This window comes from Streptomyces sp. NPDC044064 (genome assembly GCF_056434245.1).
In genome coordinates this window covers 69,457-94,560 of sequence record NZ_JBWKFN010000031.1, presented here as the reverse complement: position 1 = coordinate 94,560, position 25,104 = coordinate 69,457, and the positions used below count along the sequence as shown (strand labels likewise).

The 25,104-nt window shown below is 71.9% G+C and carries 19 protein-coding genes and 3 pseudogenes; 6 read left to right on the top strand and 16 right to left on the bottom strand.

Features of this window, described 5'->3' with window-relative positions; translation table 11 throughout:
- Nucleotides 1-33 precede the first annotated feature (33 nt).
- The 5 genes and pseudogenes from AC07DS_RS37085 to AC07DS_RS37065 form a co-directional block, all read right to left on the bottom strand.
- Nucleotides 34-1,035: a GDP-mannose 4,6-dehydratase gene (locus tag AC07DS_RS37085; RefSeq protein WP_479152651.1), complete on the bottom strand. Its 1,002-nt coding sequence runs from the start codon at nt 1,033-1,035 to the stop codon at nt 34-36.
- A gap of 40 nt (nt 1,036-1,075) precedes the next feature.
- A complete protein-coding gene (locus AC07DS_RS37080) occupies nt 1,076-2,479 on the bottom strand; it encodes a hypothetical protein (protein ID WP_479152649.1) in 1,404 nt (467 codons plus the stop codon).
- A complete protein-coding gene (gene pelF / locus AC07DS_RS37075; protein ID WP_479152647.1) occupies nt 2,476-3,987 on the bottom strand; it encodes a GT4 family glycosyltransferase PelF in 1,512 nt (503 codons plus the stop codon). Before pelF ends, AC07DS_RS37080 begins: the two co-directional genes overlap by 4 nt.
- Before the next feature lie 472 nt (nt 3,988-4,459).
- A pseudogene (locus AC07DS_RS37070) lies at nt 4,460-4,870 on the bottom strand (hypothetical protein); the annotation flags it as partial.
- A 398-nt stretch (nt 4,871-5,268) separates the two neighbouring features.
- Nucleotides 5,269-5,505 (bottom strand): annotated as a pseudogene (locus AC07DS_RS37065) (hypothetical protein); the annotation flags it as partial.
- A gap of 346 nt (nt 5,506-5,851) precedes the next feature.
- Between AC07DS_RS37065 and AC07DS_RS37060 the strand changes: the two are divergent.
- Entirely contained in the window at nt 5,852-6,757 is a 906-nt protein-coding gene (locus AC07DS_RS37060) for an SGNH/GDSL hydrolase family protein (protein ID WP_479152645.1), read from the top strand.
- Between the two features lie 87 nt (nt 6,758-6,844).
- On the opposite strand, the gene pgm is transcribed toward AC07DS_RS37060, so the two are convergent.
- Together pgm and AC07DS_RS37050 are read right to left on the bottom strand one after the other, a co-directional pair.
- Nucleotides 6,845-8,485, bottom strand: a complete 1,641-nt coding sequence (gene pgm / locus AC07DS_RS37055) for a phosphoglucomutase (alpha-D-glucose-1,6-bisphosphate-dependent) (protein WP_479152643.1) — start codon at nt 8,483-8,485, stop codon at nt 6,845-6,847.
- Between the two features lie 349 nt (nt 8,486-8,834).
- A complete protein-coding gene (locus AC07DS_RS37050; RefSeq protein WP_479152641.1) occupies nt 8,835-9,674 on the bottom strand; it encodes a chitosanase in 840 nt (279 codons plus the stop codon).
- Nucleotides 9,675-9,944: 270 nt separating this feature from the next.
- Between AC07DS_RS37050 and mgrA the strand changes: the two genes are divergently transcribed.
- The 4 genes and pseudogenes from mgrA (at nt 9,945) to sph (ending at nt 13,135) form a co-directional block, all read left to right on the top strand.
- Nucleotides 9,945-10,988 carry an L-glyceraldehyde 3-phosphate reductase gene (gene mgrA / locus AC07DS_RS37045; protein WP_479152638.1) on the top strand — a complete coding sequence of 348 codons (1,044 nt, stop codon included), beginning with the start codon at nt 9,945-9,947 and terminating at the stop codon, nt 10,986-10,988.
- A 103-nt stretch (nt 10,989-11,091) separates the two neighbouring features.
- Nucleotides 11,092-11,274: a hypothetical protein gene (locus AC07DS_RS37040; RefSeq protein WP_479152635.1), complete on the top strand. Its 183-nt coding sequence runs from the start codon at nt 11,092-11,094 to the stop codon at nt 11,272-11,274.
- A 96-nt stretch (nt 11,275-11,370) separates the two neighbouring features.
- Nucleotides 11,371-12,003, top strand: a pseudogene (locus AC07DS_RS37035) (cation:proton antiporter); the annotation flags it as partial.
- Nucleotides 12,004-12,151: 148 nt separating this feature from the next.
- A complete protein-coding gene (gene sph, locus AC07DS_RS37030; RefSeq protein WP_479152632.1) occupies nt 12,152-13,135 on the top strand; it encodes a sphingomyelin phosphodiesterase in 984 nt (327 codons plus the stop codon).
- On the opposite strand, the gene AC07DS_RS37025 is transcribed toward sph, so the two are convergent.
- The 7 genes from AC07DS_RS37025 to AC07DS_RS36995 all read right to left on the bottom strand — a co-directional run bounded on the left by AC07DS_RS37025 (nt 13,108) and on the right by AC07DS_RS36995 (nt 20,303).
- Nucleotides 13,108-14,745: an MFS transporter gene (locus AC07DS_RS37025; protein ID WP_479152690.1), complete on the bottom strand. Its 1,638-nt coding sequence runs from the start codon at nt 14,743-14,745 to the stop codon at nt 13,108-13,110. The genes sph and AC07DS_RS37025 overlap by 28 nt on opposite strands.
- Before the next feature lie 155 nt (nt 14,746-14,900).
- Nucleotides 14,901-15,374, bottom strand: a complete 474-nt coding sequence (locus tag AC07DS_RS37020; RefSeq protein ID WP_479152630.1) for a MarR family winged helix-turn-helix transcriptional regulator — start codon at nt 15,372-15,374, stop codon at nt 14,901-14,903.
- A gap of 71 nt (nt 15,375-15,445) precedes the next feature.
- Nucleotides 15,446-16,444 (bottom strand): MASE1 domain-containing protein, encoded by a 999-nt coding sequence (locus tag AC07DS_RS37015; RefSeq protein WP_479152628.1) that lies wholly within the window; start codon nt 16,442-16,444, stop codon nt 15,446-15,448.
- A 59-nt stretch (nt 16,445-16,503) separates the two neighbouring features.
- Nucleotides 16,504-17,373, bottom strand: coding sequence for a PP2C family protein-serine/threonine phosphatase (locus tag AC07DS_RS37010; protein WP_479152626.1), 870 nt, complete (start codon nt 17,371-17,373; stop codon nt 16,504-16,506).
- A 102-nt stretch (nt 17,374-17,475) separates the two neighbouring features.
- The gene (locus AC07DS_RS37005; RefSeq protein WP_479152624.1) at nt 17,476-18,063 is read right to left on the bottom strand and encodes a DUF998 domain-containing protein; all 588 of its coding nucleotides are present in this window, start codon (nt 18,061-18,063) and stop codon (nt 17,476-17,478) included.
- Nucleotides 18,064-18,266: 203 nt separating this feature from the next.
- Entirely contained in the window at nt 18,267-18,959 is a 693-nt protein-coding gene (locus AC07DS_RS37000) for an alpha/beta fold hydrolase (RefSeq protein ID WP_479152622.1), read from the bottom strand.
- Between the two features lie 135 nt (nt 18,960-19,094).
- Nucleotides 19,095-20,303, bottom strand: coding sequence for a hypothetical protein (locus AC07DS_RS36995; protein ID WP_479152621.1), 1,209 nt, complete (start codon nt 20,301-20,303; stop codon nt 19,095-19,097).
- Between the two features lie 144 nt (nt 20,304-20,447).
- Between AC07DS_RS36995 and AC07DS_RS36990 the strand changes: the two genes are divergently transcribed.
- On the top strand, nt 20,448-21,893 hold the full coding sequence (locus tag AC07DS_RS36990) for a glyceraldehyde-3-phosphate dehydrogenase (RefSeq protein WP_479152619.1): 1,446 nt from the start codon (nt 20,448-20,450) through the stop codon (nt 21,891-21,893).
- A 76-nt stretch (nt 21,894-21,969) separates the two neighbouring features.
- Here AC07DS_RS36990 and AC07DS_RS36985 read toward each other — a convergent pair whose 3' ends face one another.
- Nucleotides 21,970-23,907 (bottom strand): collagenase, encoded by a 1,938-nt coding sequence (locus AC07DS_RS36985; protein ID WP_479152616.1) that lies wholly within the window; start codon nt 23,905-23,907, stop codon nt 21,970-21,972.
- 148 nt (nt 23,908-24,055) lie between these two features.
- Entirely contained in the window at nt 24,056-25,009 is a 954-nt protein-coding gene (locus AC07DS_RS36980; RefSeq protein ID WP_479152614.1) for a LysR family transcriptional regulator, read from the bottom strand.
- Nucleotides 25,010-25,104: the final 95 nt, after the last annotated feature.

Here is a 25,104-nt window from a genome sequence, read left to right as displayed (position 1 = left end):
TCCTACATGACGTGGGTGACGTGCCGGACGGGGTCAGATGTTGTAGATGCCGGTCTTGTAGCGGGCCAGGTTGGCCGGGTCGCGGAAGAACTCCACGGTGTGCGCGAGGCCCTGTTCCAGGGTGTGGGAGGGCTGCCAGCCGGTGGCCGCGGCGAGCCGGGTCGCGTCGGCGACGAGCCGCATCACCTCGGAGTTCGCGGGCCGGATGCGCTCGGGGTCCTCCCGGACGTCGAGGGCGGTGTCCATGACCTTCCCGATGAGGGCGACGAGGTCGCCGACCGAGATCTCGCTGCCGGTACCGGCGTTGAAGGTGCGTCCGACGACGTTCTCCGCGGGCGCGGTGCCCACGGCGAGGAACGCCTGCGCGGTGTCCTTCACGTAGCTGAAGTCGCGGGTGGGGCGCAGGTCGCCGAGGGTGATGGTGCGCTCCCCCGCCGCGACCTGGGCGATGACGGTGGGGATGACCGCGCGCATCGACTGGCGCGGCCCGAAGGTGTTGAACGGCCTCAGGGTGACCACGGGCGTGCCGAAGCTGGCGTGGTAGCTGTCGGCCAGCCGGTCGCCGCCGGCCTTCGAAGCGGCATACGGGGACTGGGTGTTGATGGGGTGGTCCTCGGTGATCGGCACGGTCTGGGCGGTGCCGTAGGTCTCGCTGGTGGAGGTGTGCACCAGCCGGGGGGTGCCGAGGGCGCGGACGGCCTCCAGCACGTTGAGGGTGCCGGTGACGTTGGTCTCCACGTAGCTGTGCGGCGCCTGGTACGAGTACGGGATCGCGATCAGCGCGGCCAGGTGGTAGGCGACGTCGGCGCCTTCGAGCAGTCCGCGGACCGAGCCGGGGTCGCGGACGTCGCCGAGGACGATCTCCACGTGGTCGAGGACGTCCGGCGCCAGGGTCTCCAGCCAGCCGTAGGAGGAGAAGGAGTTGTACTGGGCCATGGCCCTGACCCGGCGCCCGGAGGCGACCAGGGCCTCGGTGAGATGGGAGCCGATGAAGCCCTCGGCCCCGGTGACGGCGGCGAGCGGTACGGAGCTCAACTCATGTTTCCTTCCGGTCGGTTGAGTAGACAGGAGCCCGTCAGGCGTGCCGGGCCGGCCGGCCGAGCCGGTGCAGCGCGCACACCGCCAGGCAGAGCGCGGCGGCGCCGCAGCACGTCAGCAGGGCGAGCGGGCCCGGTGGCAGTCGCAGGAACGCGGCCGCGCAGGCACAGCCCGCCGCGGCGAGGCAGATGGCGGCCGGCGGCCAGGCGACCCCGAACGCCTGGAGGAGCAGTGCGGTCCACAGGGTGGCGGCGAGCAGGAGCAGGGCGGCCGGGTCGGCGCCGGTGAGCAGCGCGGCGGGCAGCAGCGGGAGGAGGTGGGCGAACAGGCAGAGGCCGAGGACGGCGGCGGAGCGCAGCAGGAATCCGGCTGGGGTGGCGGTCCGGCGCAGCGCGGCGACCGACAGGCCCCGGTAGCGGTACAGCAGCCATTCCGCCGGTCCCATGTTCACGGTCAGCACGATCACCGCACTGGGCGCCTGCCTGCCCTCCAGCAGCACCAGCAGCCCCGCGGCGAGGCCGAACAGCCCGTAGGGCAGGGACCGGACGAGGCGGGGCCGGCCGGTGTCCGGGGCGGCCGGGACGGCGTGGGCGCCGTGCAGGACGTGGCCGGTGACGGCGAGCGTCGCCAGCAGGGCCAGTACGGGGAGTCCGGCCCGCGGCAGGGGTCCCGGTTCCCACCAGGGCAGTACGGCGGCGCCGGCGATCAGCGGGGTGAGCGCGGCGAGCAGCAGCCGCTCCCGGGCCAGGACGAGCAGCACGCCCGCCGCGGCCAGGTACAGCGACTGGGCCGCGGCCGCCAGGAGCACCGGGCCGCCGCCGACGGACGGCAGGGCGGCGGCCGTGGCCAGGGCCGCGCCCACGGGCGCGCCGGTCAGGAGGGTGCGGGCCGCCTCCCGGCGCCCGGCGGTCATCCGTAGGTGGGCGCGGTGGCCGAGCGCCTGACCCCATGCCCAGGAGACGAGTCCCGCGACGAACAGCGCCGTGGCGTGCCGGCCGGGGTGCCACAGCGGGGCGGTGAGCAGGTAGGCGAGCCCGGGCAGGGCGAAGAGCACGCCGCGCAACAGACAGCGGATGTGATCGGGGCGCCAGGGGTCGGCCGCCGGCGCCGGCTCGGGGAAGGCTCTGGGCACCTGCTCGTAGAGGGCCGCGGCGAGCGAGAAGAGGTCGGGGTGGCCGTACCGTCCCTTGATCAGGTCGGCGGACAGGCCCTCGGCCTCCAGCAGTGCGGCCACCTCGTACGGGTGGACGGCCGGGCCGATCCGGTCGGCGAGTTCGGCCGCCAGCCGGCTGACCGCCACCGCGTCCGGGCCCGGTCCGGGCGGTCGGAGGGCGAGGGTGCGCTCCTCGGCGCGGCGGCCGCGTGCGGGTGTCCCCGCGAGCTGCAGGGCCAGCGTGTCCTGTTCCGTTCCGCCCGGTTCGAGGGCCATCGGGCCGCTCATCCGGCGAGGCTCCCGGCGTCGGCCCGGGCTTCCTGGGGCAGCTCCGGCTGGGTGAGCAACAGATTTGCGGGCGTGGGCAGTTCGAGATAGATGGAGCGAAAGGTGTCGATGGTCTGGCGCAGCGTGAACCGCTCGACCACCCGCAGCCGGGCCGCCTGCCCCATCGCCGCGCGCCGTCCGGGGTCGGCGAGCAGTTCCAGGGCGGCCGCGGCCATGGCGTCCGGGTCGCGCGGCGGGACGACGAGCCCTGCGTCGCCGACGGCCTCGCGTACGCCGCCGACGTCGGTGGAGACGGTCGCCCGGCCGCAGGACATGGCCTCGATGAGGGTGAACGGGAAGCCCTCGCTGATGCTGGAGAGCATGACGACGTTGCCGGCCGCGTAGGCGTCCTTGATGTCGTCGACGCGGCCCTCGAAGGTGACGGCGTCCGCGTGGCCCAGCTCGGCAGCGAGCGCCTCGCACCGCTCCCGGTAGGCCTCTCCGCCCCGGGGGGTGCCGCCGAACAGGCGCAGTCGCGCCTCGGGTATTCGCTCCCTGACCTGGGAGAAGGCCCGTATCAGGGTCTCCAGGTCCTTGATCGGGTCGACGCGGCCCGCCCAGCTGAGCGTGGGTGAGTCGGGCTCGGGTCCGGCGGGCGGGAAGGCGGCGGGGTCAACGCCGTTGTAGACCGTGCGGATCGACTCCGGTGCGGCGCCGCCCTGTTCCTCCCACAGCCGGTTGTAACGGTTGCCCGGGGTGATCAGGGCGGCCCGGCGGTAGCTCTCCTCGGCGAGCAGCCGGAAGAAGCCGAGCAGGACGGCCTTCACCGGCCAGCGGTAGGGCGCGGTGCGGTGGCCGAGGTAGCGTTCGCGCAGGTAGACGCCGTGCTCGGTGAGCAGCAGCGGGACGCCGTACCGGTCCAGGCCGGCCAGGCCCGGCAGGACGGCGACGCCGCCGCTGACCGCGTGGGCGACCCCGTGCCGGGGTGCCGGGGCGGCCAGGGGGCGCAGGGCATGTTCGAGCAGAGCGGTGGCGGTGACCGCGTCGTGCAGGGTGGGGCGGGCCTCTCGGACGGTGAGTCCGGGTCGGTTCCACACCGCGGCGAGGATGCTGATCGCCCGGTCGCCGCGCAGGAACGGGCTGAGGGTGCCGTCCGCCGCGGCCCGCGCCATCGTGTAGAGGGCCGGTGCGAAGCCGTCCTCGGCGTGCGGGTCGAGCAGTGCGGTCAGGAACCGCTCGTAGGCGGCGGCGAGTTGGTTGCGGGCGCGGCCCCGGGGAGCGCTCCCCTCGGGCGGGGCGCCCCACATGGGGACGGAGCGCATGCCGCGGACGTGGCCGGGCAGGTCCCAGACGACGGGTTCGCGTCCGGTGCCGGTGACGGCGATGACGTCGAAGTCGAGGTCGGGCATGCCCTGGACGAGTTGGTCGCACCAGACGCTGACGCCGCCGTGGCTGTGCGGGTAGGTGCCTTCGGTGAGCAGGGTGACGCGCGTTGCGCCTGGGCCACGCGCGCCGTGGTGAACGTGCATCGATGTGCTCCACGGCCGAGAAGTGGGGTGGTCGTGCGGGTCCCGGCCGTCGGACGGCGGCCGGGACCTCGTTTCGGTGCGCCGTTCAGCTGTCCGGTGTGTGCGGGACCTGCTCGGTCACGCCCGCGGGCACCGAGGTGCGCGGGGCGGGGGCGGTGGCCGGAGTCCGGGCGGACGCGGTCGCGTCGGGTGCCGCGGTGGTGGACGGCAGGGTGAGGGTGAGTGCGCTGCCGGAGGAGGCGGTCCAGCCGGACGACCGGTCCGCGTACGCGCTGCCGAAGGCGCTGCCGCCGAGGGTGATGCCGGTGGGCAGGGTCGCGGTGACGGCGAGGCCGCTCGGGGCCCGCATGCTCACGGCGTCGCCGACACGGTAGGCGGTGACCCGGCCGGCGTCCGCCGCGCTCTTCCAGGCGGTGCGGCGCTGCAGTTCGGTGCCGATGTCCTTCATGCTCAGGTTCACCAGCGGGGTGTTGCCCGCGAACAGGGCGTCGTAGGTGTAGGCGTCGACCTGGGGAACGGCGTAGGTCTGCTCACAGGAGGCGAGCGGGGCCATCTCGGCGGAGCCGGCCGTGAACGGGTTGTCGCTCGGCATGACGACGGCCTGATACTTGGCGCGCGGCCGCCCGTCGACGGTGTCGGCGAGGAAGACGGCGTCGGTGGCGGGCCGGCCGGACCGGGTGAGGTCGACCGGGGTGTACGGCGTTCCGGCCGCGTCGAGTTCGGCGGCGATGGCGTCGGTGACCGGGCCCCCGTCGCCGACCAACAGGATTCTCGGATCGATACGCGGCGCCGTGCTGTCGGCCTGGGCCGCGCCGGCCGGAAGTCCGAGCGCGGCTATGAGCGCGTCCACCGTCGGCACGGTGGTGCGTAAGGTCCGCTTCATGCGGTGACGTCCCCTCCCCCGACAGGGGTGAGCACGGCTCCGTGGAGCGGACGCACCCCCTTGCGTGACGCCGGCGTCCCCCTCAGAGGCCGGCCGTCGACGCTTCCGCTGCGTCACATGGTGATGTCTCTGTGTAGCTTCTGCGGTCGAGTCGCGAAACCTGACGGAAAAGCGCAGGTGTCCAACGGCCGGCCGGGGAACCGGGCAGCCCGTTTTTTTCGTCGGCGCGGCACGGGGGACGGCAGCCGGCCGACGGCTCGGTGCGCTGGTCCGGCCCCCGGACGACGCATCGACGGGCCACTGAGCCCGCCGGGCGAAGTGCCAGTGGTCCAGACCGGATGGAGATCTGACCCGAGGGTCCGGTTCAGGTCACTCGCACCCTCCGTCCGGTTGGTCCGTCAGACGCGGAGCACGCGCATCTCGGGCGTGCAGACGGGTCCGGAGCCGGTGTTGCTGCTGTCGCTGAACTCGGCGTAGCAGTACGAGCGGAAGCCGATGCCGCCGTTGCATCCGGAGTCGGCGGCGACCTGCAGGATCAGCGTGACGGTGCGGCTCCGGCCGGGCGGGATGGTGGTGCCGTAGTTGCCGCCGAGGTCGGCCGGGCCCGTGCCGGAACAGGAGGTGCAGCCGGCGCTGTCGGTGCTGAAAGGTCGGCGCAGCCGGCGCCGGATCGGCACCGGCGGCCGGTACGACGTCTGCCCCGCCGGAAGGGCCCCGTGCACTCCCGGCCGAGAGCGGGTGTCAAGTCCTCCCCGAGCGTGCGGAATGCGGGCCACCGCTTGTGCGCTGGGGCGATTCTTTGCCGAACACCGCTTTACGGCCGCCGTGCCTGCGCCGCACCCACCCCGCTTCCCGGCGCGAATGTTGCTTCCCGCTTCTGGTCCGTGAGACGTACCGGACGGTATACAGACCCAGTTGAACGCGCGGACCGCTGTTTCAGGGCGGGGCCGTGCGATGTCACGGCCTCAGGGGGAGGAATCCATGGCGAACGACACGCATGCGACGGGCGGGGCGAGAGGCCGGCGGCGAACCGCCGTGCTGGGGGCGGCGCTGGGGGGCTGCGCCCTCGTCGCCGCGTCGACGGTGCCCGCGGCGGCACACGGCCACGAGCTCACCTATGTCTCCCTCGGGGACTCCTACACCTCGGGCCCGCTCATACCGCGCCAGACGGACGCCAACTGCGCCCGCTCCGACCACAACTACCCCTCGCTCGTGGCGGCGCAGCGCGAGGCGACCGTGTTCAAGGACGTGAGCTGCTCCGGGGCCACGACGAACGAGATGTGGAAGCCGCAGGGCACCAATGCCCCGCAGCTCGACGCGCTGGGACGGGACACCGACCTGGTGACGGTGCAGATCGGCGGCAACGACGTCGGTTTCGGCTCGATCATCGGCACCTGTGCCCGCCTCGGCGCCCAGGACCCGACGGGCAACCCCTGCGAGCGCTCGTACAAGGCCGGGGGCTACGACCGGTTGGCGCTGACCGTTCTGGAAACCGCGCCGAAGATCGACCGGGTGCTGCGGGCCGTGCACGCCCGGGCCCCGCACGCGCGGGTGGTCCTCGTCGGCTATCCGGACCTGCTGCCGGACGACGGCAGCGGCTGCTTCCCCTCGGTGCCGTTCGGGCAGCGCGACTTCCCCTATCTGCGGGACACCGAGAAGCGGCTGAACCTGATGCTGCGCCTGGTCGCCGCGTGGAACCGGGCCGAATACGTCGACACCTACGGCCCCACGGTCGGCCACGACATGTGCAAGGCGCCCGCGGACCGCTGGATCGAGCCGCTGCAGCCGGCCTCGCCCGCGGCCCCCGCACACCCGAACGCCAAGGGCGAGGCCGCCATGGCACAGGCCGTGCTGGACCGGCTGGAGCGGGGTCGCGGACGCGGCTGAGCACACGCGGTGACGGCGTGCGCGCGGTGGTGCGACCGATGCGCGCACGCCGTCGTAACTGTCGTATCAGTCGTACGGCCCTGGGGCTCAGCCGCCGAGCGCGGCCAGCACCACGCCCTTGGCCTCCTCCTGCACCCGGGCGAGGTGGTCGGGGCCGAGGAACGACTCGGCGTAGACCTTGTAGACGTCCTCGGTGCCCGAAGGGCGGGCCGCGAACCAGGCGTTGGCGGTGGTGACCTTGATCCCGCCGATGGCGGCGCCGTTGCCCGGTGCCTCGGTCAGGACGCCGGTGACCGCCTCCCCGGCGAGGGTGTCGGCGGTGACCTGGGCCGGGGACAGCTTCGCCAGCAGCGCCTTCTGCTCGCGGGTGGCCGGGGCGTCGATGCGGGCGTAGGCGGGTTCGCCGAAGCGGGCGGTCAGGTCCGCGTAGTGCTCGGACGGCGTCCTGTCCGTGACCGCCGTGATCTCGGAGGCGAGCAGGGCGAGGAGGATGCCGTCCTTGTCGGTGGTCCACACCGAGCCGTCGCGGCGCAGGAAGGACGCGCCGGCCGACTCCTCGCCGCCGAACCCGATGGTGCCGGCGGCCAGTCCGTCCACGAACCACTTGAACCCGACCGGCACCTCGACCAGTTGACGCTTCAGGTCGGCGGCGACGCGGTCGATCATCGTGGAGGAGACCAGCGTCTTGCCGACGCCCGCGGCGGCGGGCCACTGCTCACGGTGCCGGTAGAGGTAGGAGATGGCGACCGCGAGGTAGTGGTTGGGGTTCATCAGGCCCGCGTCGGGGGTGACGATGCCGTGCCGGTCGGCGTCGGCGTCGTTGCCGGTGGCGATGCGGAAGCGGTCGCGCTGCTCGATGAGGGAGGCCATCGCGTAGGGCGAGGAGCAGTCCATGCGGATCTGGCCGTCCCAGTCCAGCGTCATGAACCGCCAGGTGGGGTCGGTGTTCGGGTTGACCACGGTCAGGTCGAGGCCGTGCTCCTCGGCGATCCGGCCCCAGTAGGCGACGGACGCTCCGCCGAGGGGGTCGGCGCCGATGCGCACGCCGGCCGCGCGGACCGCGTCGAGGTCCAGGACGTTCGGCAGGTCGCCGACGTAGGCCCCCAGGAAGTCGTACCTCCGGGTCGTGCCGGCCGCGAGCGCACGGGTGCAGGGCAGCCGCTGTACGTCCTTCAGGCCGCCGGTGATGATCTGGTTGGCGCGGTCCTGGATCCAGGAGGTCGCCTCGGAGGCCGCCGGGCCGCCGCTGGGCGGGTTGTACTTGAAGCCGCCGTCGGCGGGCGGGTTGTGCGAGGGGGTGACGACCACGCCGTCGGCGAGGCCCGAACTGCGGCCCCGGTTGTGGGTGAGGATCGCGTGCGAGACCGCGGGCGTGGGGGTGTAGCCGTCCGCGCTGTCGATGAGCACGGTCACGCCGTTCGCCGCGAACACCTCCAGGGCGGTGACCTTCGCGGGCTCGGACAGGGCGTGCGTGTCGGCGCCGAGGAACAGGGGGCCGTCCACGCCCTGGGCGGCGCGGTACTCGCAGATGGCCTGGCTGGTGGCGGCAATGTGGTCCTCGTTGAAGGCGGTCGCCAGGGACGAACCCCGGTGCCCCGAGGTGCCGAACGCCACCCGTTGCGCCGGGTCGGCCGGGTCGGGGTGCAGCGCGTAGTACGCCGTGACCAGCCGGGCCACGTCGACAAGGTCCTCGGGACCGGCCGGCCGGCCGGCTCGCTCGTGCGGCATGAGTCCGCTCCTCCGCGTCGGTGTGATCGATCGCTCCGGCCCCATCCTTCCCCGTCGGGGGTCCGGCAGGCGAGTGCGCCACCCGACGCGGGGAGCGGAGCGGGGCCGTCTGCCCTACGATCCGCTCCGCCGGTCCTCCGACTCGGCCGCATCCGCGCGCGTGTCGTCTCCGACAGGCAGGTGTCCCCCGCGTCCGCACCCACCGTCAGGGCCCCATGACCGCTTGCCCGTTGCGCCCGGGCCGCCGTGGCCACGGCCGTGATCCGGCGCCTCGCGGCGCGGCAGGCCACGGCACTGGAAGCGACGCTTCCGGTGGCCGGTGCCGTGGGGCTGCCGCGCCTGTCCCGAGTCAGCCGATGTGGTAGCTGTCCCCGTAGACCTTCCAGTCCAGTGGGGTGTTCAGGTCGAGGTTGCCCTTGCGCAGGAAGACCCGCTGTTCGGTGTCGACCCTGCTGGTGTCGCTGTGCGCCTCCTCCTGCTTCATGGCCCACACCCGGGCGTCGAGGAAGGCGTTGAGGTACGTCGTCTCGTTTCCGCCCTGCGCCGGCGGCTTGGCGCTGCGCAGGGCACGCTTGCGGATGTTTCGGAAGCTGGTGGGGTCGTCACCGTCGCCGTGCATGACGATGGCGTCGTAGTAGGTGAACTGGCCGAGGGCGCGCAGCCCGTCCGCCTTGCCCTGGGCGACCGCGGGGTTGAAGTAGACACGGTCGCGTTCGTCGTTCTGCGCCTGCTGGAACGCGGAGTCCTGGGCGGCCTTGCGCCAGTCCCTGGGGTAGTCGGGGTCCAGGCCGCTGTGCGAGTCGCTGCCGTTGACCCGGCGCAGGGCCGGCAGGTACTTGGCCAGGACGTTGCCGGGCTTGCGGTCGGTGTAGAGCTGGACAAGGTCGAGCATGTCGCCGGTGCCGGAGCAGAAGCCGATGATGCCGGCGGTGTAGCCGCGGCCGTCGCCGATGTCCTCGATGTACTTGTACTGGGCCTTCCAGTCGAGCGAGGAGTTCTCCGCACTGGAGACCAGCTGCATGGCCGTCTCCTTCTTCGCCGGGTCGTCGAGGCCGGGCGCGGCAGCCGGTGCCGCCGCGACGCGCTCGACGCCGAGCAGGGCGCCGGAGGCGACGGCGCCGAGGACGGCGACGACGGTCCGGCGGGAGAGACGGGCGGAGACTGCCGATTCGCGCTCTGTGTGCTCCACTAGGACTCCAAGTAGGGGTGGGGGGTGGGAAGTTGGTCCGTACCGGCACTGGTAGGAAAGTTTCCTATCAAACACCGGGGTGGCCGGTAACCCGTCTCGGGAGAAGTTCGTAGGATCGAACAGCACGGCCGTTCCGCGCCGGATTCAGAAACCGGACCGCTCAATGCCATGCGAAGCATCGGTTGGACTTACGAATCATGAAGGCGCAGGGTGGACGAGCCCCTTCGCACACGAAGGGCACCCCCTACGGCACCACCCGGAGACGACCCGATGAACCACGTCGCGGACCCCGATCGCTACAACGGCACCATGCGCTACCGCCGCACCGGCCGCTCGGGACTGGACCTCCCGCTCCTGTCCCTGGGCTACTGGCACAACTTCGGCGACGACCGCCCCTTCGAGACGCAGCGCGAGATCGCCCTGCGCGCCTTCGACCTCGGGATCACCCACCACGACCTGGCCAACAACTACGGTCCGCCGTACGGAGCGGCCGAGATCAACTTCGGCCGGCTGCTGAAGCAGGACCTCGCGCCGTACCGGGACGAGCTGGTGGTCTCCACCAAGGCCGGCTGGGACATGTGGCCCGGCCCCTACGGGCAGGGCGGCGGCTCCCGCAAGTACGTGCTGGCCTCACTGGACCAGTCCCTGCGCCGCACGGGCCTGGACTACGTGGACATCTTCTACTCCCACCGGCTGGACACGAGCACGCCGCTGGAGGAGACGATGGGCGCGCTCGACACGGCCGTCCGCCAGGGCAAGGCGCTGTACGTCGGCATCTCCTCCTACGACTCCGAGCGCAGCCGCCAGGCGGTCGCGATCCTGCGCGAGCTCGGCACCCCGCTGCTGATCCACCAGCCGTCGTACAGCATGGTCAACCGCTGGATCGAGACCGACGGCCTGCTGGACGCGGCCGAGGAGGAGGGCTTCGGCGTCATCGGGTTCACGGCGCTCGCCCAGGGCCTGCTGACCGGCCGCTACCTCGACGGCGTGCCCGAGGGTTCGCGGGCCGCGGCCGGCACGTCGTTCGACCAGGCATGGCTGACCGAGGACATGCGGCAGCGGCTGCGCTCCCTCAACGACATCGCCGCCAGGCGCGGACAGACCCTGGCCCAGATGGCGCTGGCCTGGGCGCTGCGCGACGAGCGGGTCACCTCGCTGGTCATCGGCGCCTCCCGCGTCGAGCAGCTGGAGCAGAACGTGGCCGCACTGGAGAACCTCGACTTCAGCGCCGAAGAACTGGCCGAGATCGACAAGTACGCCATCGACGGCGGTGTGGACCTGTGGCGGGACGCGCGGCTGGGAAATCTGGGCTGAAGAGTGGCACGCAGTGACACCCGTAACTGACATAAGAGAAAAATAGGACATACTGGAAGCAATCCGGCCCGCGTCCCCGCGATCCCAAGGAGCCGCTTCCCGCATGGCGTACGGAGCCCACCGCAGCCCCTTCCCGTCCCCGCACCCCGACCTGCGTCTCGCCCGTGACTGCACGCAGTGCCTCGGATGGGGAACCGTCGTCACCCGCGACGGGGATCACGAACTGTGCCTCAGCTGCCAGCCCGACCAGGGTCACGGCGAGAACGGCCTCCGCTCCGCCTCATAACCCGCTCACCCCCCGTCCACCCGGAACCCCCCGGACGGCAGTTTCGCCGCCAGGTTAGGCTTTCGGTAATGGTTTCGCCAAGAAACCTTCAAAAATAGGGCAGGGCGGCACATCTCCCGGTTCGTCTCGAGCGACGACCCCGAGAAGCTGCTGCTGGTCGTGCTCGGGCTGACCCTGCTGGTGGCCGGTGTCGCCCAGCAGCTGCAGGTCTCGGCGGCGGTGGGCGCGTTCCTGGTCGGCATCGCGCTGTCCGGGGAGGTCGCCGAGGGCGCGCACAACCTGCTCGCGCCCCTGCGGGACCTGTTCGCGGCGGTGTTCTTCGTCTTCTTCGGCCTGCACACCGACCCGGGCAGCATCCCGCCCGTGCTGCTGCCCGCGCTCGCCCTGGCCCTCGTCACCTCGCTGACCAAGATCGCGACGGGCTACTGGGCGGCGCGCCGGGCGGGGATCTCCGCCAAGGGCCGGTGGCGGGCCGGCGGCACCCTCGTGGCCCGCGGCGAGTTCTCCATCGTCATCGCCGGCCTCGCCGTCACCTCGGGCATCGACTCCGACCTCGGTCCGCTGGCCACGGCGTACGTCCTCATCCTGGTGGTCCTCGGCCCGCTGACCGCCCGCTACACCGAGCCGCTCGCGCTGCGGCTCACCGGCCGACGGGGCCGCCGTACGGCACCGGCCACCGCAGGGACCGGGGACGCGGCACCGCTCGAGGACGCGGTGGGGCACCCCTGACGCGACGAGGGCGCGGTCGCCGCCCAACCGGACTCTCCACCTCCTCCACTGTGTGCCATCTGCTGCCCGCATGGGTGTTACCTATGGGTAATCCCAGGTGATTTGATGTGCGGCGCCACTCAACCCCCTTCACCCACAGGGAGATCCAGTGACGCTCTTCGCACCCCGCCGTGCCCTCGGCGCGGCCGTGCTCGCCCTCGCCCTGCCCGCGGCGGCGCTCGCCGGTGCCGCACCGGCGTCGGCAGCCGGGCAGGCACCGGCGCTGAAGGTCCTGACGTACAACGTCTTGCTCATGAGCAAGAACCTGTACCCGAACTGGGGCCAGGACCACCGGGCCGCGGAGATCCCGAAGACGGCCTTCTTCCACGGCAACGACGTGGTCGTCCTCCAGGAGGCCTTCGACAACTCCGCGTCGAACGCGCTGAAGAGCGCGGCCGCGGCCGAATACCCGTACCAGACACCGGTGGTGGGCCGCAGCAAGGACGGCTGGGACGCGACCGGAGGCGCGTACTCGTCCACCACGCCCGAGGACGGCGGGGTCACCGTGCTGAGCAAGTGGCCGATCGTGCACAAGGAGCAGTACGTCTACAAGGACGCGTGCGGCGCGGACTGGTGGTCCAACAAGGGCTTCGCGTACGTCGTCCTGGACGTGAACGGCACCAGGGTGCACGTGGTCGGCACGCACGCGCAGTCCACGGACCCCGGGTGCGGTGCGGGCGAGGCGGCGGCGATGCGCAGCCGGCAGTTCAAGGCCATCGACGCGTTCCTGGACGCCAAGAACATCCCCGCCGGCGAGGAGGTGCTGCTCGCGGGCGACCTCAACGTCGACTCGCGCAGCGGCGAGTACGCGTCGATGCTCTCCGACGCCGGTGTCGTCGGCGCCGACGCGCGCACCGGACACCCGTACTCCTTCGACACGCAGGAGAACTCCATCGCCCACGACCGCTACCCGGACGACCCGCGCGAGGACCTCGACTACGTCCTCGCCCGCGCCGGTCACGCCCGCCCGGCGGGGTGGCGCAACGAGGTCGTCAGGGAGCAGTCGGCGCCCTGGACGGTGTCCAGCTGGGGGACGTCGTACACGTACACGAACCTCTCGGACCACTACCCCTTGCGGGCGTACGCCGGATAGGAGCCCTTCGGTGTGTCGTCGCCGACGGGCTCGTGCCCCCCGCGCAGGGCGGAGGCGAGGGCCGAGACCAGGGCCATGCCGGCGGCGACACCGAAGACGATGCTCAGGCCGTGGTGGAAGGGGCCGGAGACCAGCTGCGGGAAGAACGTGTGACCGGTCAGGGTGGCGCGCTGGGCTGCCGTCAGGTGGTCCAGCGTGTCGCCGGAACCGAGCAGGTGGCCGATGGGGTTGTTGCCCAGGAAGGTCGCGAAGAGGGTGCTGACCGGGGGCAGTGAGGCCACCTCGTGGGCGGTGCCGGCGGGCACACCGTGTGCCTGGAGTCCGCTGCTGAGCGTCGACGGCAGCGAGGAGGCCAGCCCGGAGACCATCAGCGAGAAGAAGACACCGATGGACAGGGCGGTGCCCGAGTTCTGGAAGGTGGACCGCATTCCGGAGGCCACGCCCCGGTGGCGGGCGGGGACGCTGCCCATCACGGACGAGGTGTTGGGCGCGGAGAACATGCCCTGGCCGAAGCCGTTGAGGAACAGCAGCGCGGCGAACGGGCCGTACGCGAAGTTCACGGGGAGCGCCAGCAGGCCCAGGAAGGAACCGGCGACCACGATCAGGCCGGCCGTGGAGAACAGGCGGGCGCCGAACCGGTCCGAGAGGTAGCCGGAGACGGGGCCGGCGATCAGGAAGCCCAGGGTCAGCGGCAGCATGAAGATGCCGGCCCACAGCGGGGTGTCCTCGAAGTCGTAGCCGTGCAGCGGCAGCCAGATGCCCTGCAGCCAGATGATGAGCATGAACTGCAGCCCGCCGCGGGCGATCGCGGTCAGCAGGGCGGCCAGGTTGCCGGCGGCGAAGGCCCGCACCCGGAACAGGGACAGCCGGAACATCGGCTCGGCGACCCGGGTCTCGGCCACGCAGAACACGAGCAGCAGGAGGACGCCGCCGATCAGGCCCGCGAGCACCCAGGGGTTGGTCCATCCGGTGGCATGGCCGCCGTAGGGCTGGATGCCGTAGGTGATGCCGGCGAGGAGGATACCGGCGCCCGTGGCGAACGTGATGTTGCCGAGCCAGTCGATCCGGCCGCGTCCGCCGGCCGCGGTCTCGCGCAGGCTGAGGTACGACCAGATCGTGCCGGTCACACTGACCGGGACGCTGACCCAGAAGACGGCACGCCAGTCGACCGCGGCCAGCAGGCCGCCGGCGAGCAGGCCGAGGAACTGCCCGGCGAGCGCGGTGATCTGGTTGATGCCGAGGGCCATGCCGCGCTGCCGGGCCGGGAAGGCGTCGGTGAGGATGGCGGCGGAGTTGGCGGTGAGCATGGAGCCGCCGAAGGCCTGCACGATGCGCCACAGGATCAGCCACAGGGCGCCCGCGCCGGCCCGGAACGGGTCGAGGGACAGCGCGACGGAGGCACCGGCGAAGACCAGGAAGCCGAGGTTGTAGATGCGGACCCGGCCGAACATGTCCCCGAGCCGGCCGAGGACGACGACCAGTACGGCCGAGACCAGCAGATAGCCGAGGATCATCCACAGCAGATAGCCGATGTTGCCCGCGGCGAGCGGGTCCAGGCCGATCCCGCGGAAGATCGCGGGCAGCGAGATGATCACGATGGAGGCGTCCATCGTGGCGATCAGGACGCCGAGTGTGGTGTTGGACAGGGCGACCCACTTGTAGCCGGGTCCTGGTGGGGTGTCGCGGAGGCGGGCGGAGCGGGCGAGCAGGCGGCCGCGCGGGCCGTCGGCGGACCCGCCCGGGACGCTGCCCGGCGCCTGGGCGCTCACAGCTGTTCCGCCAGCCGGTCGAGAAGGGGCAGCGTGGCGCGCAGGGCGTCGCGCTCCTGTGGGGTGAATTCGTCCAGGGCCTGGGCGAGCCGGGCCACGGACTCGGAGCGGCGCTCCGCCAGCACGGCGCGGCCCGCGTCGGTGATCGACACGATGGCCCGCCGTCCGTCGGCCGCGTCGGGGGTACGGCTGACCAGTCCGCGCTGTTCGAGCCCGGCGAGGGTGGTGGCCATCGCCTGGGGACGGACGCGCTCCAGCTCGGCGAGCGAGCCCGGCGAGTCCGGTCCGGCGGTGGCCAGCCGGGACAGCACGGACACTCCGGAGAGGGTCACGTCCCCGACGGCGTGCGCCTGGCGCAGCCTGCGGACGGTCCGGCCCATGGCCAGCCGCAGCGCGGCCGCGAGCGCCGTGTTGTCCTGCGGCGGGCCCGGGGGGCGGGTGCCGTTCTCGGTCCTGTTCTCCACGTCCACGTTTACTAACAATAGGTTTATCAGTCTGGACTGTTCAACCAAGTGTGAGTAATCGATGCGGGCCGGGGTGGCTAGGCCTTGGGCCACGGCCGGTCGTCGGGTTCCGGGGGCGGGTGGGGTGGCGGGAGCTCGCCCGCGGTGAGGTGTTCCAGGACGTGCACCAGTTCCTGGCAGGCCTGCTCGACGGAGCGGCGGGTGTTGCGCTGCTCGGTGATGACAGCCGACAGCAGCAGCGCGGTGAGGGCCATCGCACCGTTGAAGGCCTGGAGTTTCGCCATGACCTCGATCCGGGTCAGCCCCGCGAAAGCCCCGACGCCGTCCGTCGCGGCGACGGTGGCCAGCACGGACGTGACCAGCGCGCAGAGCATGCTGCCCACGAGCTCGAAGCGCAGGGCGGCCCAGATGATGAGCGGATAGACGAGGAAGAGCAGGCTGATCGAGCTGTAGGCGGCCAGCGGTACGACACAGAAGGTCACGATCGCCAGCGCGGTGGCCTCCTTCCAGCGCACGAGCGGCGGCGGCCAGCGGGACCTGAACAGCAGCAGGAGAAGCGGGGTGACGATCAGGACGCCCATCGCGTCGCCCACCCACCACGCCAGCCAGACGGCCCAGAAACTGTGCTCGGCCAGCTTGCCCGTGAGCACGAGGAGGCCGACGCCGATGGTCGCGCTGATCAGCATGGCGGTCAGCGCGCCGAGGAACACCAGGGCGAGGCCGTCGCGCAGCCGGCCGAGGTCGGTGTGGAAACCGGCCCGGCGCAGCAGCAGCGCCGCACACACGGGCGCCGCGGTGTTGCCGACCAGGAAGCCCAGCACGTCGATGCTGGGGGTGGTCAGGTACAGGATGGCGCCGAGAGCCCCGAGTGCGACTCCGGGCCAGCAGCCCAGCCCGAAGATCAGCAGGGCGGCGACGGCGACGCCGGTGGGCGGCCAGATGGGGGTGAACACGGAGCCCTCGACGACGAGCCGGCGCAGGAGCCCGAGCCGCGCCGCGCCGTAGTAGCAGGCCGCGACGGCCAGCACCCGGACGACGTAGCCGCCGGGCCGCCGCAGATCCTCGAAACCCACCACAGCAGCAATCTCACACCGATGGCCCGCAGTCGGCGAGGCGAGGGCCGTCCGGTCCCGCTCTATGGCTGAAAGCCGGGCTCGAGGGCGCCCCACCGGTCGGACAGCCACGCCCCCGGCCCGTCGAGGCCCACGACGAGCACGGCGGCGTCGTCCTCGTGCCCCACGCTCTCCGCACCCTTGATCACGGCCGCGGCCAGCGCGTGCGCCTCCAGTCCCGCGACGGCCGCGATGCCCGCGAGCCGCACCACCTGGTCCAGGCCGTCCTCGATGCTCAGCGACGGGCCCTCCACGACACCGTCGGTGAGCAGGACGAACACCCCGCCCGTGGTGAGCCGGTGCCGGGTCACCGGGTACTCCATCCCCGGCTCGATGCCGAGCGGTGGCCCGCCCTCGTCGTCCACCACGCCGGACTTTCCGTCCGCCGTGGCCCAGATGAACGGGATGTGCCCGGCCCGCGCGCTCTCCAGCACCCCCGTGGCCGGGTCGAGCCGCAGGAAGGTGCAGGTGGCGAACAGGTCGCTGCCCAGAGAGATCAGCAGCTCGTTGGTCCGGGCGAGGAGTTCGCCCGGCTCGCTGGTCACCGAGGCGAGGGCGCGCAGCCCGGCCCGGACCTGGCCCATGAAGGCGGCGGCCTCGATGTTGTGGCCCTGCACGTCGCCGATGCACAGCCCGATGCGGCCGTCGGGCAGGGCGAAGGCGTCGTACCAGTCGCCGCCCACGTTGAGGCCGTAGCAGGCGGGTGCGTACCGGACCGCGAGGTGCAGGCCCGGGGCGGCCGGCAGGTCCCGGGGCAGCATGCCGCGCTGCAGCGCGATGGCCAGCTCGACCTGGGTGCGCTGCAGCTCCGCGCGCTCGCGCGCCTGGGCGGTGAGCGAACCGAGTCTGGCCAGCAGCTCGTCGCCGTCGTCCGTGGAGCGCTTGCGGGGCATCGGTCACTTCCGGATGGGCGGTGGCCCGTCAGGGCAAACGTCTAGATTTTACCGTTATTGGATGATCCCGCCTCAGGGGAGCTTCCGCCCTGGGACCGACGGTCACCTGGCGCCCCGCACGACCAGGCCCCGGGCGCCGAGAGCCGCCGCCCACACCAGCAGCGGGAACGCCGCGACGCGTTCCATGCCGCCCATGCCGAGCCCGAGGTAGTGGTGGGAGAGGAAGAGCGCGAAGGCGGCGAGTGCCACGGCGCCGAGCAGTCCGCTCCCCCACCGCAGGGGACGGGGCAGGTCCAGGGCGGCACCCGAGAGCAGCAGGCCGAGGTTGCCGGTCGCCATGATCAGCAGGGCGCCCAGGACGTGCTGGTTCTCGTGCACGTCCGCGGGCGCGAGCCCGGCCAGCACGAACCCGGCACCGGCACCGGCCAGCAGCAGCCGGGAGGCGGTCGCGGTCGCGCCGCGCCGCCACAGGGCACCGCTCAGCAGGACACCGGCGGCGAACAGCGCACCCAGGGTGACGAACGAGACGTTCATCAGCGCGTGCTCGGGCGAGCAGACGTAGCGCGGTTCGGGGTCCGGCTGCCAGGCGCAGTGCGCGTTGCCCAGATCACTGATGTTGTTCCGCGCCCAGCTGTACGGCCTCGCCCATGCCGACCCGACGACGCCCTGCAGGACGAAGAACTGCGCCACACCCACGACCCACGCCGCACACCCCCACCGATACCGCACCTGTCGGCCACCCCTCGGCTGCCCTCGATCGAATCCGGTGCCCACAGCCGATCACGCGGCAGGCACCCGGGGCACTGCGGCAGCCCCCCGGAAGGGGGGTGAGGATTTCCCCAGGCGTACGGCTCAGCCGTACCGGGCCCCTCGTCCGCGCGGCGGACGCCCTCTCACATCCATCCGTCCAGCGCCGACATGAACCCCTCGAAGTCGTCCCGGTAGAGAGTGTGCCCCGCCCCCTGGACGGTGCGGATCTCGAAGCCCCTCCGCGCCAGCTCCCCCGCCGCCTCCGGGGACACCAGACGGCTGGGGTCGGCCAGCACGACCAGTGAGGGCACCACCGGGCGGGCCGGGGTCCGGCTGACCGCGTAGGCGTCCGGGAGGGCGTGGGCGGTCGTGGGGTCCCAGACGGCGAGCGTGGCCAGCTCGATCTCCACGTCGGCCTCTTCCCACCGCGGGTTGAAGCCGGTGATCATCGCACGGGGCGCGTCCTTGAAGGACGGGAAGGCGATGGCGGCCGCGGCGGCGTTGCCGCCCAGCTCCCATGCCGGGTCGCAGTAGACCGCCCGGTCCGGTGCGAGGCGCTCGACGGCGAGGGCCAGCGCCATGGCGCCGAGCGAGTGGCCGATCGCCAGCTCCGGGCCCTTGGGCAGGGTTTCCACGAGATCGTCGGCCCAGATCTCGGCGCCGTACTCCCCCCGGCCGCTCGCGCCGTGCCCGCGCAGATCCACGCCGATGACCCGGTAGCCCTTGTCCGCCAGCGCCGGCGCGACCCGCCGCCAGGTCCTGTGGTCGGACATGATCCCGTGGACCAGGACGGCGATCCGGTCCCCGGTCCCCCACTCACGGGTGTGCAGCTTCATCGACACGCCTCTCTCGTCAGGACTCCGCACGATCTTTCCGGTGAACCCACCCCGGATCCAGCCGATTCCGGGTGCGGCAGCCGCGTTTCCGGTGCAGGACGGCCGGTTTCCGCCCGCGCCCGGTGGCCCGGCGGCTCACAGCGGGGAGTGGGCCACTACCGTCACGTAGGCGCCGTACAGCAGGGACACGACGGCCAGGGCGCCGCCGACGAGCAGGGCCTGGGCCGGGCGTACCCGCCAGGTGCGGGCGAGGGCACGGGCCGGAGGGATGAGCAGGGGGAAGACCGGCAGCAGGAAGCGCGGCTTGGACGAGAACGAGCCGGAGCCGCCGACCACGAGCAGGACAAGAACCGCGGCGAAGACGACCAGCGCGAGCGGGGCGCGGTCCAGGCAGAGCAGCCCGAAGAGGACGACGGAGACCGCGACGATCATCAGGGCGGCCGGGTAGACGAAGCCGCCGCCGTGCAGGAACAGGGCTCCGAGGAAGCGCAGGGCGCCGGCGCCGAAGTCGAAGCGCGAGTCCCAGGCGCTCTGGATCTTGAAGTAGCCCCCGAGCGGGTCGCCGGTCTGCTGCCCCACCCACAGGACGTAGGCGAGCCAGCCCAGCGGGGCGACCAGGGCGCCGGCCCACAGGGTCGCGGGCACCCGGCCGCGCTGCCGCAGCACCTCCTGCGCGGCGGCGAGGCCGACGGCCGCCGCCACCGCGAATCCGGTCGGCCGGGACAGACCCGCCAGCGCGGCCAGCGAACCCGCCCACAGCCAGCGGCCCCTGAGCACGCAGTACAGCGACCAGACGGCGAGCGCGGCGAAGAGGGACTCGGTGTAGGCGATGGTCAGCTCGACGGAGTGCGGCAGGACGGCCCACAGTCCGACCAGGGCGGTGGCGACGGCACGCCCGTACAGGTGGTGGGCGAGGACGTAGATGCCGTGGGCGGCCACGCCCGCGGCGGCCCAGGCGACGAGCAGCGCGGCCTGGCCGGGGGTGAGCGGGAGGACGGTGGTCAGGGCCCGGATGAGCCCGGGGTAGAGCGGGAAGAACGCCCAGTCGGCCTGCACCCCGCCGCTCTGGGTGATCCAGATGAGGTGCCCGTAGCCGTGGGAGGCGATGTGCAGGTACCAGCGGGAGTCCCAGGAGTGGGCGAGGCTCTTGACCAGCGGGTGCCCGGTGAGGTGGTTGGCGACGATCACGACGAGGATGCCGGCGGTGCGGACCGCCGCGAACAGCGCGAGGGCCGGCAGGGCGCCTTCGGGGAACCGGTGCCGGACCACGAGGGGCAGGGCGGGGCTGCGGAAGGTGCGGGACGGCGCGGCCGGCTCGGGCCGGGGTACGGAGGACGTGCTCACCCTCAGACCATGGTCACCGCGGTGCGGGCGTGCAATTCACGACCCGGGTTTCTTACGGTCTTCCACCCTGATTCAGGACCCCCGTAAAGACCCGGACCGGTTGTTGTTATCATCTGAGCGCTGCCTAGCTCGAAAGATGGATCTGTGACTGTCAACGACGACTCGTTCACCAACTGGAAGAACCGCGAGGAGATCGCGGAGTCGATGATCCCGATCATCGGGAAGCTGCACCGCGAGCGGGACGTGACCGTCCTGCTGCACAGCCGCTCCTTGGTGAACAAGTCGGTGGTCAGCATCCTGAAGACGCACCGCTTCGCCCGGCAGATCGCCGGCGAGGAGCTCTCGGTCACCGAGACGATGCCCTTCCTGCAGACCCTCACCACCCTCGATCTCGGCCCGTCGCAGATCGACATCGGCATGCTCGCCGCCACCTACCGGACCGACGACCGCGGTCTGTCGGTGGCCGAATTCACCGCCGAGGCCGTCGCCGGCGCCACGGGTGCCAACAAGATCGAGCGCGGCGTCGGCCGCGACGTCGTCCTGTACGGCTTCGGCCGCATCGGCCGCCTCGTCGCCCGCCTGCTGATCGAGAAGGCCGGGTCCGGCAACGGCCTGCGCCTGCGCGCCATCGTCGTCCGCGGTGGCGGTGAGGCGGACCTCGTCAAGCGCGCCTCGCTGCTGCGCCGCGACTCGATCCACGGCCAGTTCAACGGCACCATCACCGTCGACGAGGCGACCGGCACGATCGTCGCCAACGGCAACGCGATCAAGGTGATCTACGCCAACGACCCCTCCGAGGTCGACTACACGGCGCACGGCATCAAGGACGCCATCCTCATCGACAACACCGGCAAGTGGCGCGACCGCGAGGGCCTCTCCAAGCATCTGCGCCCCGGTATCGACAAGGTCGTCCTGACCGCCCCGGGCAAGGGTGACGTCCCGAACATCGTCCACGGCGTCAACCACGACACCATCAAGCCGGACGAGCAGATCCTGTCCTGCGCATCCTGCACCACCAACGCGATCGTCCCGCCGCTGAAGGCGATGGACGACGAGTTCGGCGTCCTGCGCGGTCACGTGGAGACCGTCCACTCGTTCACGAACGACCAGAACCTGCTGGACAACTACCACAAGGCCGACCGCCGCGGCCGCTCCGCGCCGCTCAACATGGTCATCACCGAGACCGGTGCCGCCTCCGCCGTCGCCAAGGCGCTGCCGGACCTCAAGGCCCCGATCACCGGCAGCTCGATCCGCGTCCCCGTCCCGGACGTCTCGATCGCGATCCTGAGCCTGCGCCTGGGCCGTGAGACCAGCCGCGACGAGGTCCTCGACTACCTCCGCGACGTCTCGCTGAACTCGCCGCTGAAGCGCCAGATCGACTTCACCACCGCCCCCGACGCCGTCTCCATGGACTTCGTCGGCTCGCGCCACGCCTCGATCGTCGACGCCGGCGCGACCAAGGTCGACGGCGACAACGCCATCCTCTACCTCTGGTACGACAACGAGTTCGGCTACTCCTGCCAGGTCGTCCGGGTCGTCCAGCACGTCTCGGGCGTCGAGTACCCGACGTACCCGGCCACGGCGGTCTGACGCCGGGGAGCCGCGTGACACGTGCGGCCGCCGACCGGGGTTCCGGTCGGCGGCCGTTCTGCTCGGGCGCGGGCGGTCAGGCCGCCGAAGGCCTGGTGCAGGCGCCCGCGGCGCACGCCGTCAGCCACTGGTCGAAGTCGGCGTCGTAGCGGTTGCCGATGCCGTCGTGGTAGACGGCGTATCCGCCGGCGTAGTCACCGGCACGGAAGCGGCCGAGCATGCGCCGGACGTCGTCGGGGTGCCGCTCGATCATGTAGCGCACGGCGAGGTAGCCCCACGGGTAGGTGCGGATCACGTCGCTGTTGGCGTAGGTGTTCTCGAACAGGGTGCTCAGCTTGTACGTGTGCTTGGCGGCCTCCTGGATCGCCTGGTCGTCGGCGAGGCCCCGGTAGCTGTAGGAGACGTACTCGGCGACGCCCTCGATCCACCACACGTCGGGCACCGAGGTCTGCCGGGTGAAGTCGCCCGACATGTCGTCGCGGGCGTCGAGGAAGTGCGTGTACTCGTGGTTGAGGTTCCAGATCCGGGCCACGAAGCCGTCGTCGTAGTTCTTCTGGTACATGATCGACGTGACGTGGTTGGCCGGGTCGGAGGGGTCGCCGTCGAGGGTCATACCGCCGTTGTCGGTGCTGATGCCGTAGATCGGGCCGGCGTAGGTCTGGTAGTCGCTCCGGCCGGCGAAGACCACGAGCCGGATCGTGGACACGTACTGCCCGGGTATCGCTCCGTCGGCCTTGACCACGCCGCGGAAGTAGGTGCTCTGGTTCAGCACGCTGGCGCACGCGGCGTCGAGGTCGGCGGCGGTCAGGGACTGGGCGAGGATCGTGACGTTCGCGTCGCACTGGCGGCTGACCGGCAGCACGGCCTTGGTGAGCTTCGCCGGCAGGTCGCAGACGTCGTAGTAGGCGCAGTCGGCGCTGTCGTAGTAGTTGGCCTGTGTGGCCACGGCGACCCAGAGCCCGGCCGTGGGGCCGGTGATCGCGGTCCGGTCCAGCAGATCCTTGGTCAACGGCTGCACGGTCTCGCGCAGTTCCGGGTGCTCGACGTAACGGGCCAGGTTCATCCCGGCGTTGGAGTCCAGGAAGGCGAGATCGGTGCCGAGCTGGTCGGTGTTGGCCAGCGCGAAGTCGTACAGGGTGTCGATGATGCGCGGGTCGGCGTCGACCGCCTGCACGTACGCCGGGTTCCAGTTGCCGCGCCACAGCGGCGTGTAGACGTCGTTGACGGCCCTGACCATGCTGTCGACGGCGTCGTAGGAGCTGTCGTAGTCGCCCAGCAGCCGCCGGTAGAGGTACAGATAGCGGCCCTGCTGGTCGGCGCTGTCGGTGAGGATGACGGTCTCGCCGAGGATGTCGCCGTTCGCGGCCGTCACGTCCCGGGAACGGGAGCGGGCGAAGAAGGTGTCCAGGCCGCCCGTGACGGCGGTGGTGAGCCGGGAGGTGTACGACCCGACGTCACCGGGGTGGTTGAACTGCACGTAGTAGCCCGCGCGGAGGAAGAGGACGAGCTGCAGCAGGCTTCCGGAGTTGTCGCCCTGGTACTGCCCGGCCGTACGCGTGAACGCGTTGGCCACGGACAGCATCTGCGCCTGGCGGAAGATGTCGCGCGCGTCCCTGCCGGTGACCGAGAAGAGGGTGTTCACGCAGTCCGTGGAGGACGCCTTCACGAACGAGACGAGGGCGGATCCGCTGCGGCTGCCGAAGTCGGCCGCAGTGCAGGAGGCCGACTTGGTCACGCCGTGCGGCGCGGTCTCCATGCTGCGGGTGAACGTCGGTGCCTGGGGCGGGAGTTGGGCGGGGCTGAGGCTCTTCGCCTGGGTCGCGGGGCGTTCGTCGGCACCGGCGGTCGGGCCGGTGGGAGGTGGTGCCGGGGTGTGTCTGCCGGGGGTGTGCGCGGCGGTACCGGAGTCCGGCCGGGGTGCTGCCAGCGCCGGGGTGGACAGCAGGCCGGCCACGGTGACGCAGACGGCGGCGGCGCCGGCCATGCGTCTGGGCAGCGCGAAGCGATAGCGCATCGGGATTCCTCCACGAAGGGATGCGCCTCTGTGGGGTGTTGAGGCGTGTGTGGCACTGTCTCAGCGCGCCACCCGCACAACAATGGCGTGTGACATAGCACATGGCACTACGGGCCCATAACATCGCGGCCCGCCGTACCGGCGGCCGCTACGCCCCGGCGATGCTCCAGGTCCGCGATGCCCAGGTCCTCAAGTGCGGTGCCTGGGCGACCAGATCGCGGTAGGCGCCGAGGGCCGACTGGAAGAGCGTCTCCACGACGTCGGCGGTGACGGTGTCGGGGCGCCAGGCCAGCACATACCGGCACCACAGCGGGGAGCCGGCCAGCGGCTTGACCGTGACGTGCGGGATCGGGCGCAGAGTCGGCTGCACCAGGGAGACACCGAGGCCGTCGGCGATCATGCTCTGCAGCTGGGTCTGGTCGCCGAGGAACTCGTGCACGGCGACGGGGTGGAACCCGGCCGCGGCACAGGCGCCGTAGAACACCCCGGGCCAGCCGGCGCCGTCGTCCGGGGTCACGAACCAGTCGTCCTCGGCCAGGTCGGCCAGCTGCACCTGGGCGGACTGGCGCAGACGGTGGCGCGACGGCAGGGCGACGAACGTCGGCTCGGTGACGATCCCGCGATGTTGCACGGCGGTCGAGTGCCGCAGCTCCATGCCCGGGTAGTCGGCGGCGATGGCCGCGTCCACCGTGCCCTCCTCCAGCAGTTCGACGATCCGCGAGGAGGCGTAGACGCTGGTCACGGCGAGGGAGAGATCCGGCAGCCGGGTGCGGACGCGGGACACCGTGCCGGAGAGCATGGGCGAGTTGGTCGCGGCCACGCGCAGCGTACGTCGCGGCCGGGCGGAGGCGGGGCGGTGGCCGATGGCGTCGGCGCGGGCCAGCACGTCCCGGGCCTGGGCGACCACCTCGGCGCCGTACCGGGTGGGCCGCACTCCGCTCGCGCTCCGCTCGAAGAGCGGCTCGCCCAGGTGGCGCTCGATGCGTCTGAGCTGGGTGCTCACGGCGGGCTGCGAGTACCCGAGGTGTGCTGCGGCACGGCCCACGCTGCCCGCGTCGGCGATCGCGCACAGCACTCGCAGGTGCCGAAGCTCCAGCTCCATCGGTCCACTCCCCGTTTCGTCCCACGGCCGGCTCCGGGAGACTGTCCGTCTCCCGGGAAACCCATGCTCACAGCTTCGCCGGCCGTGGTCGCGAC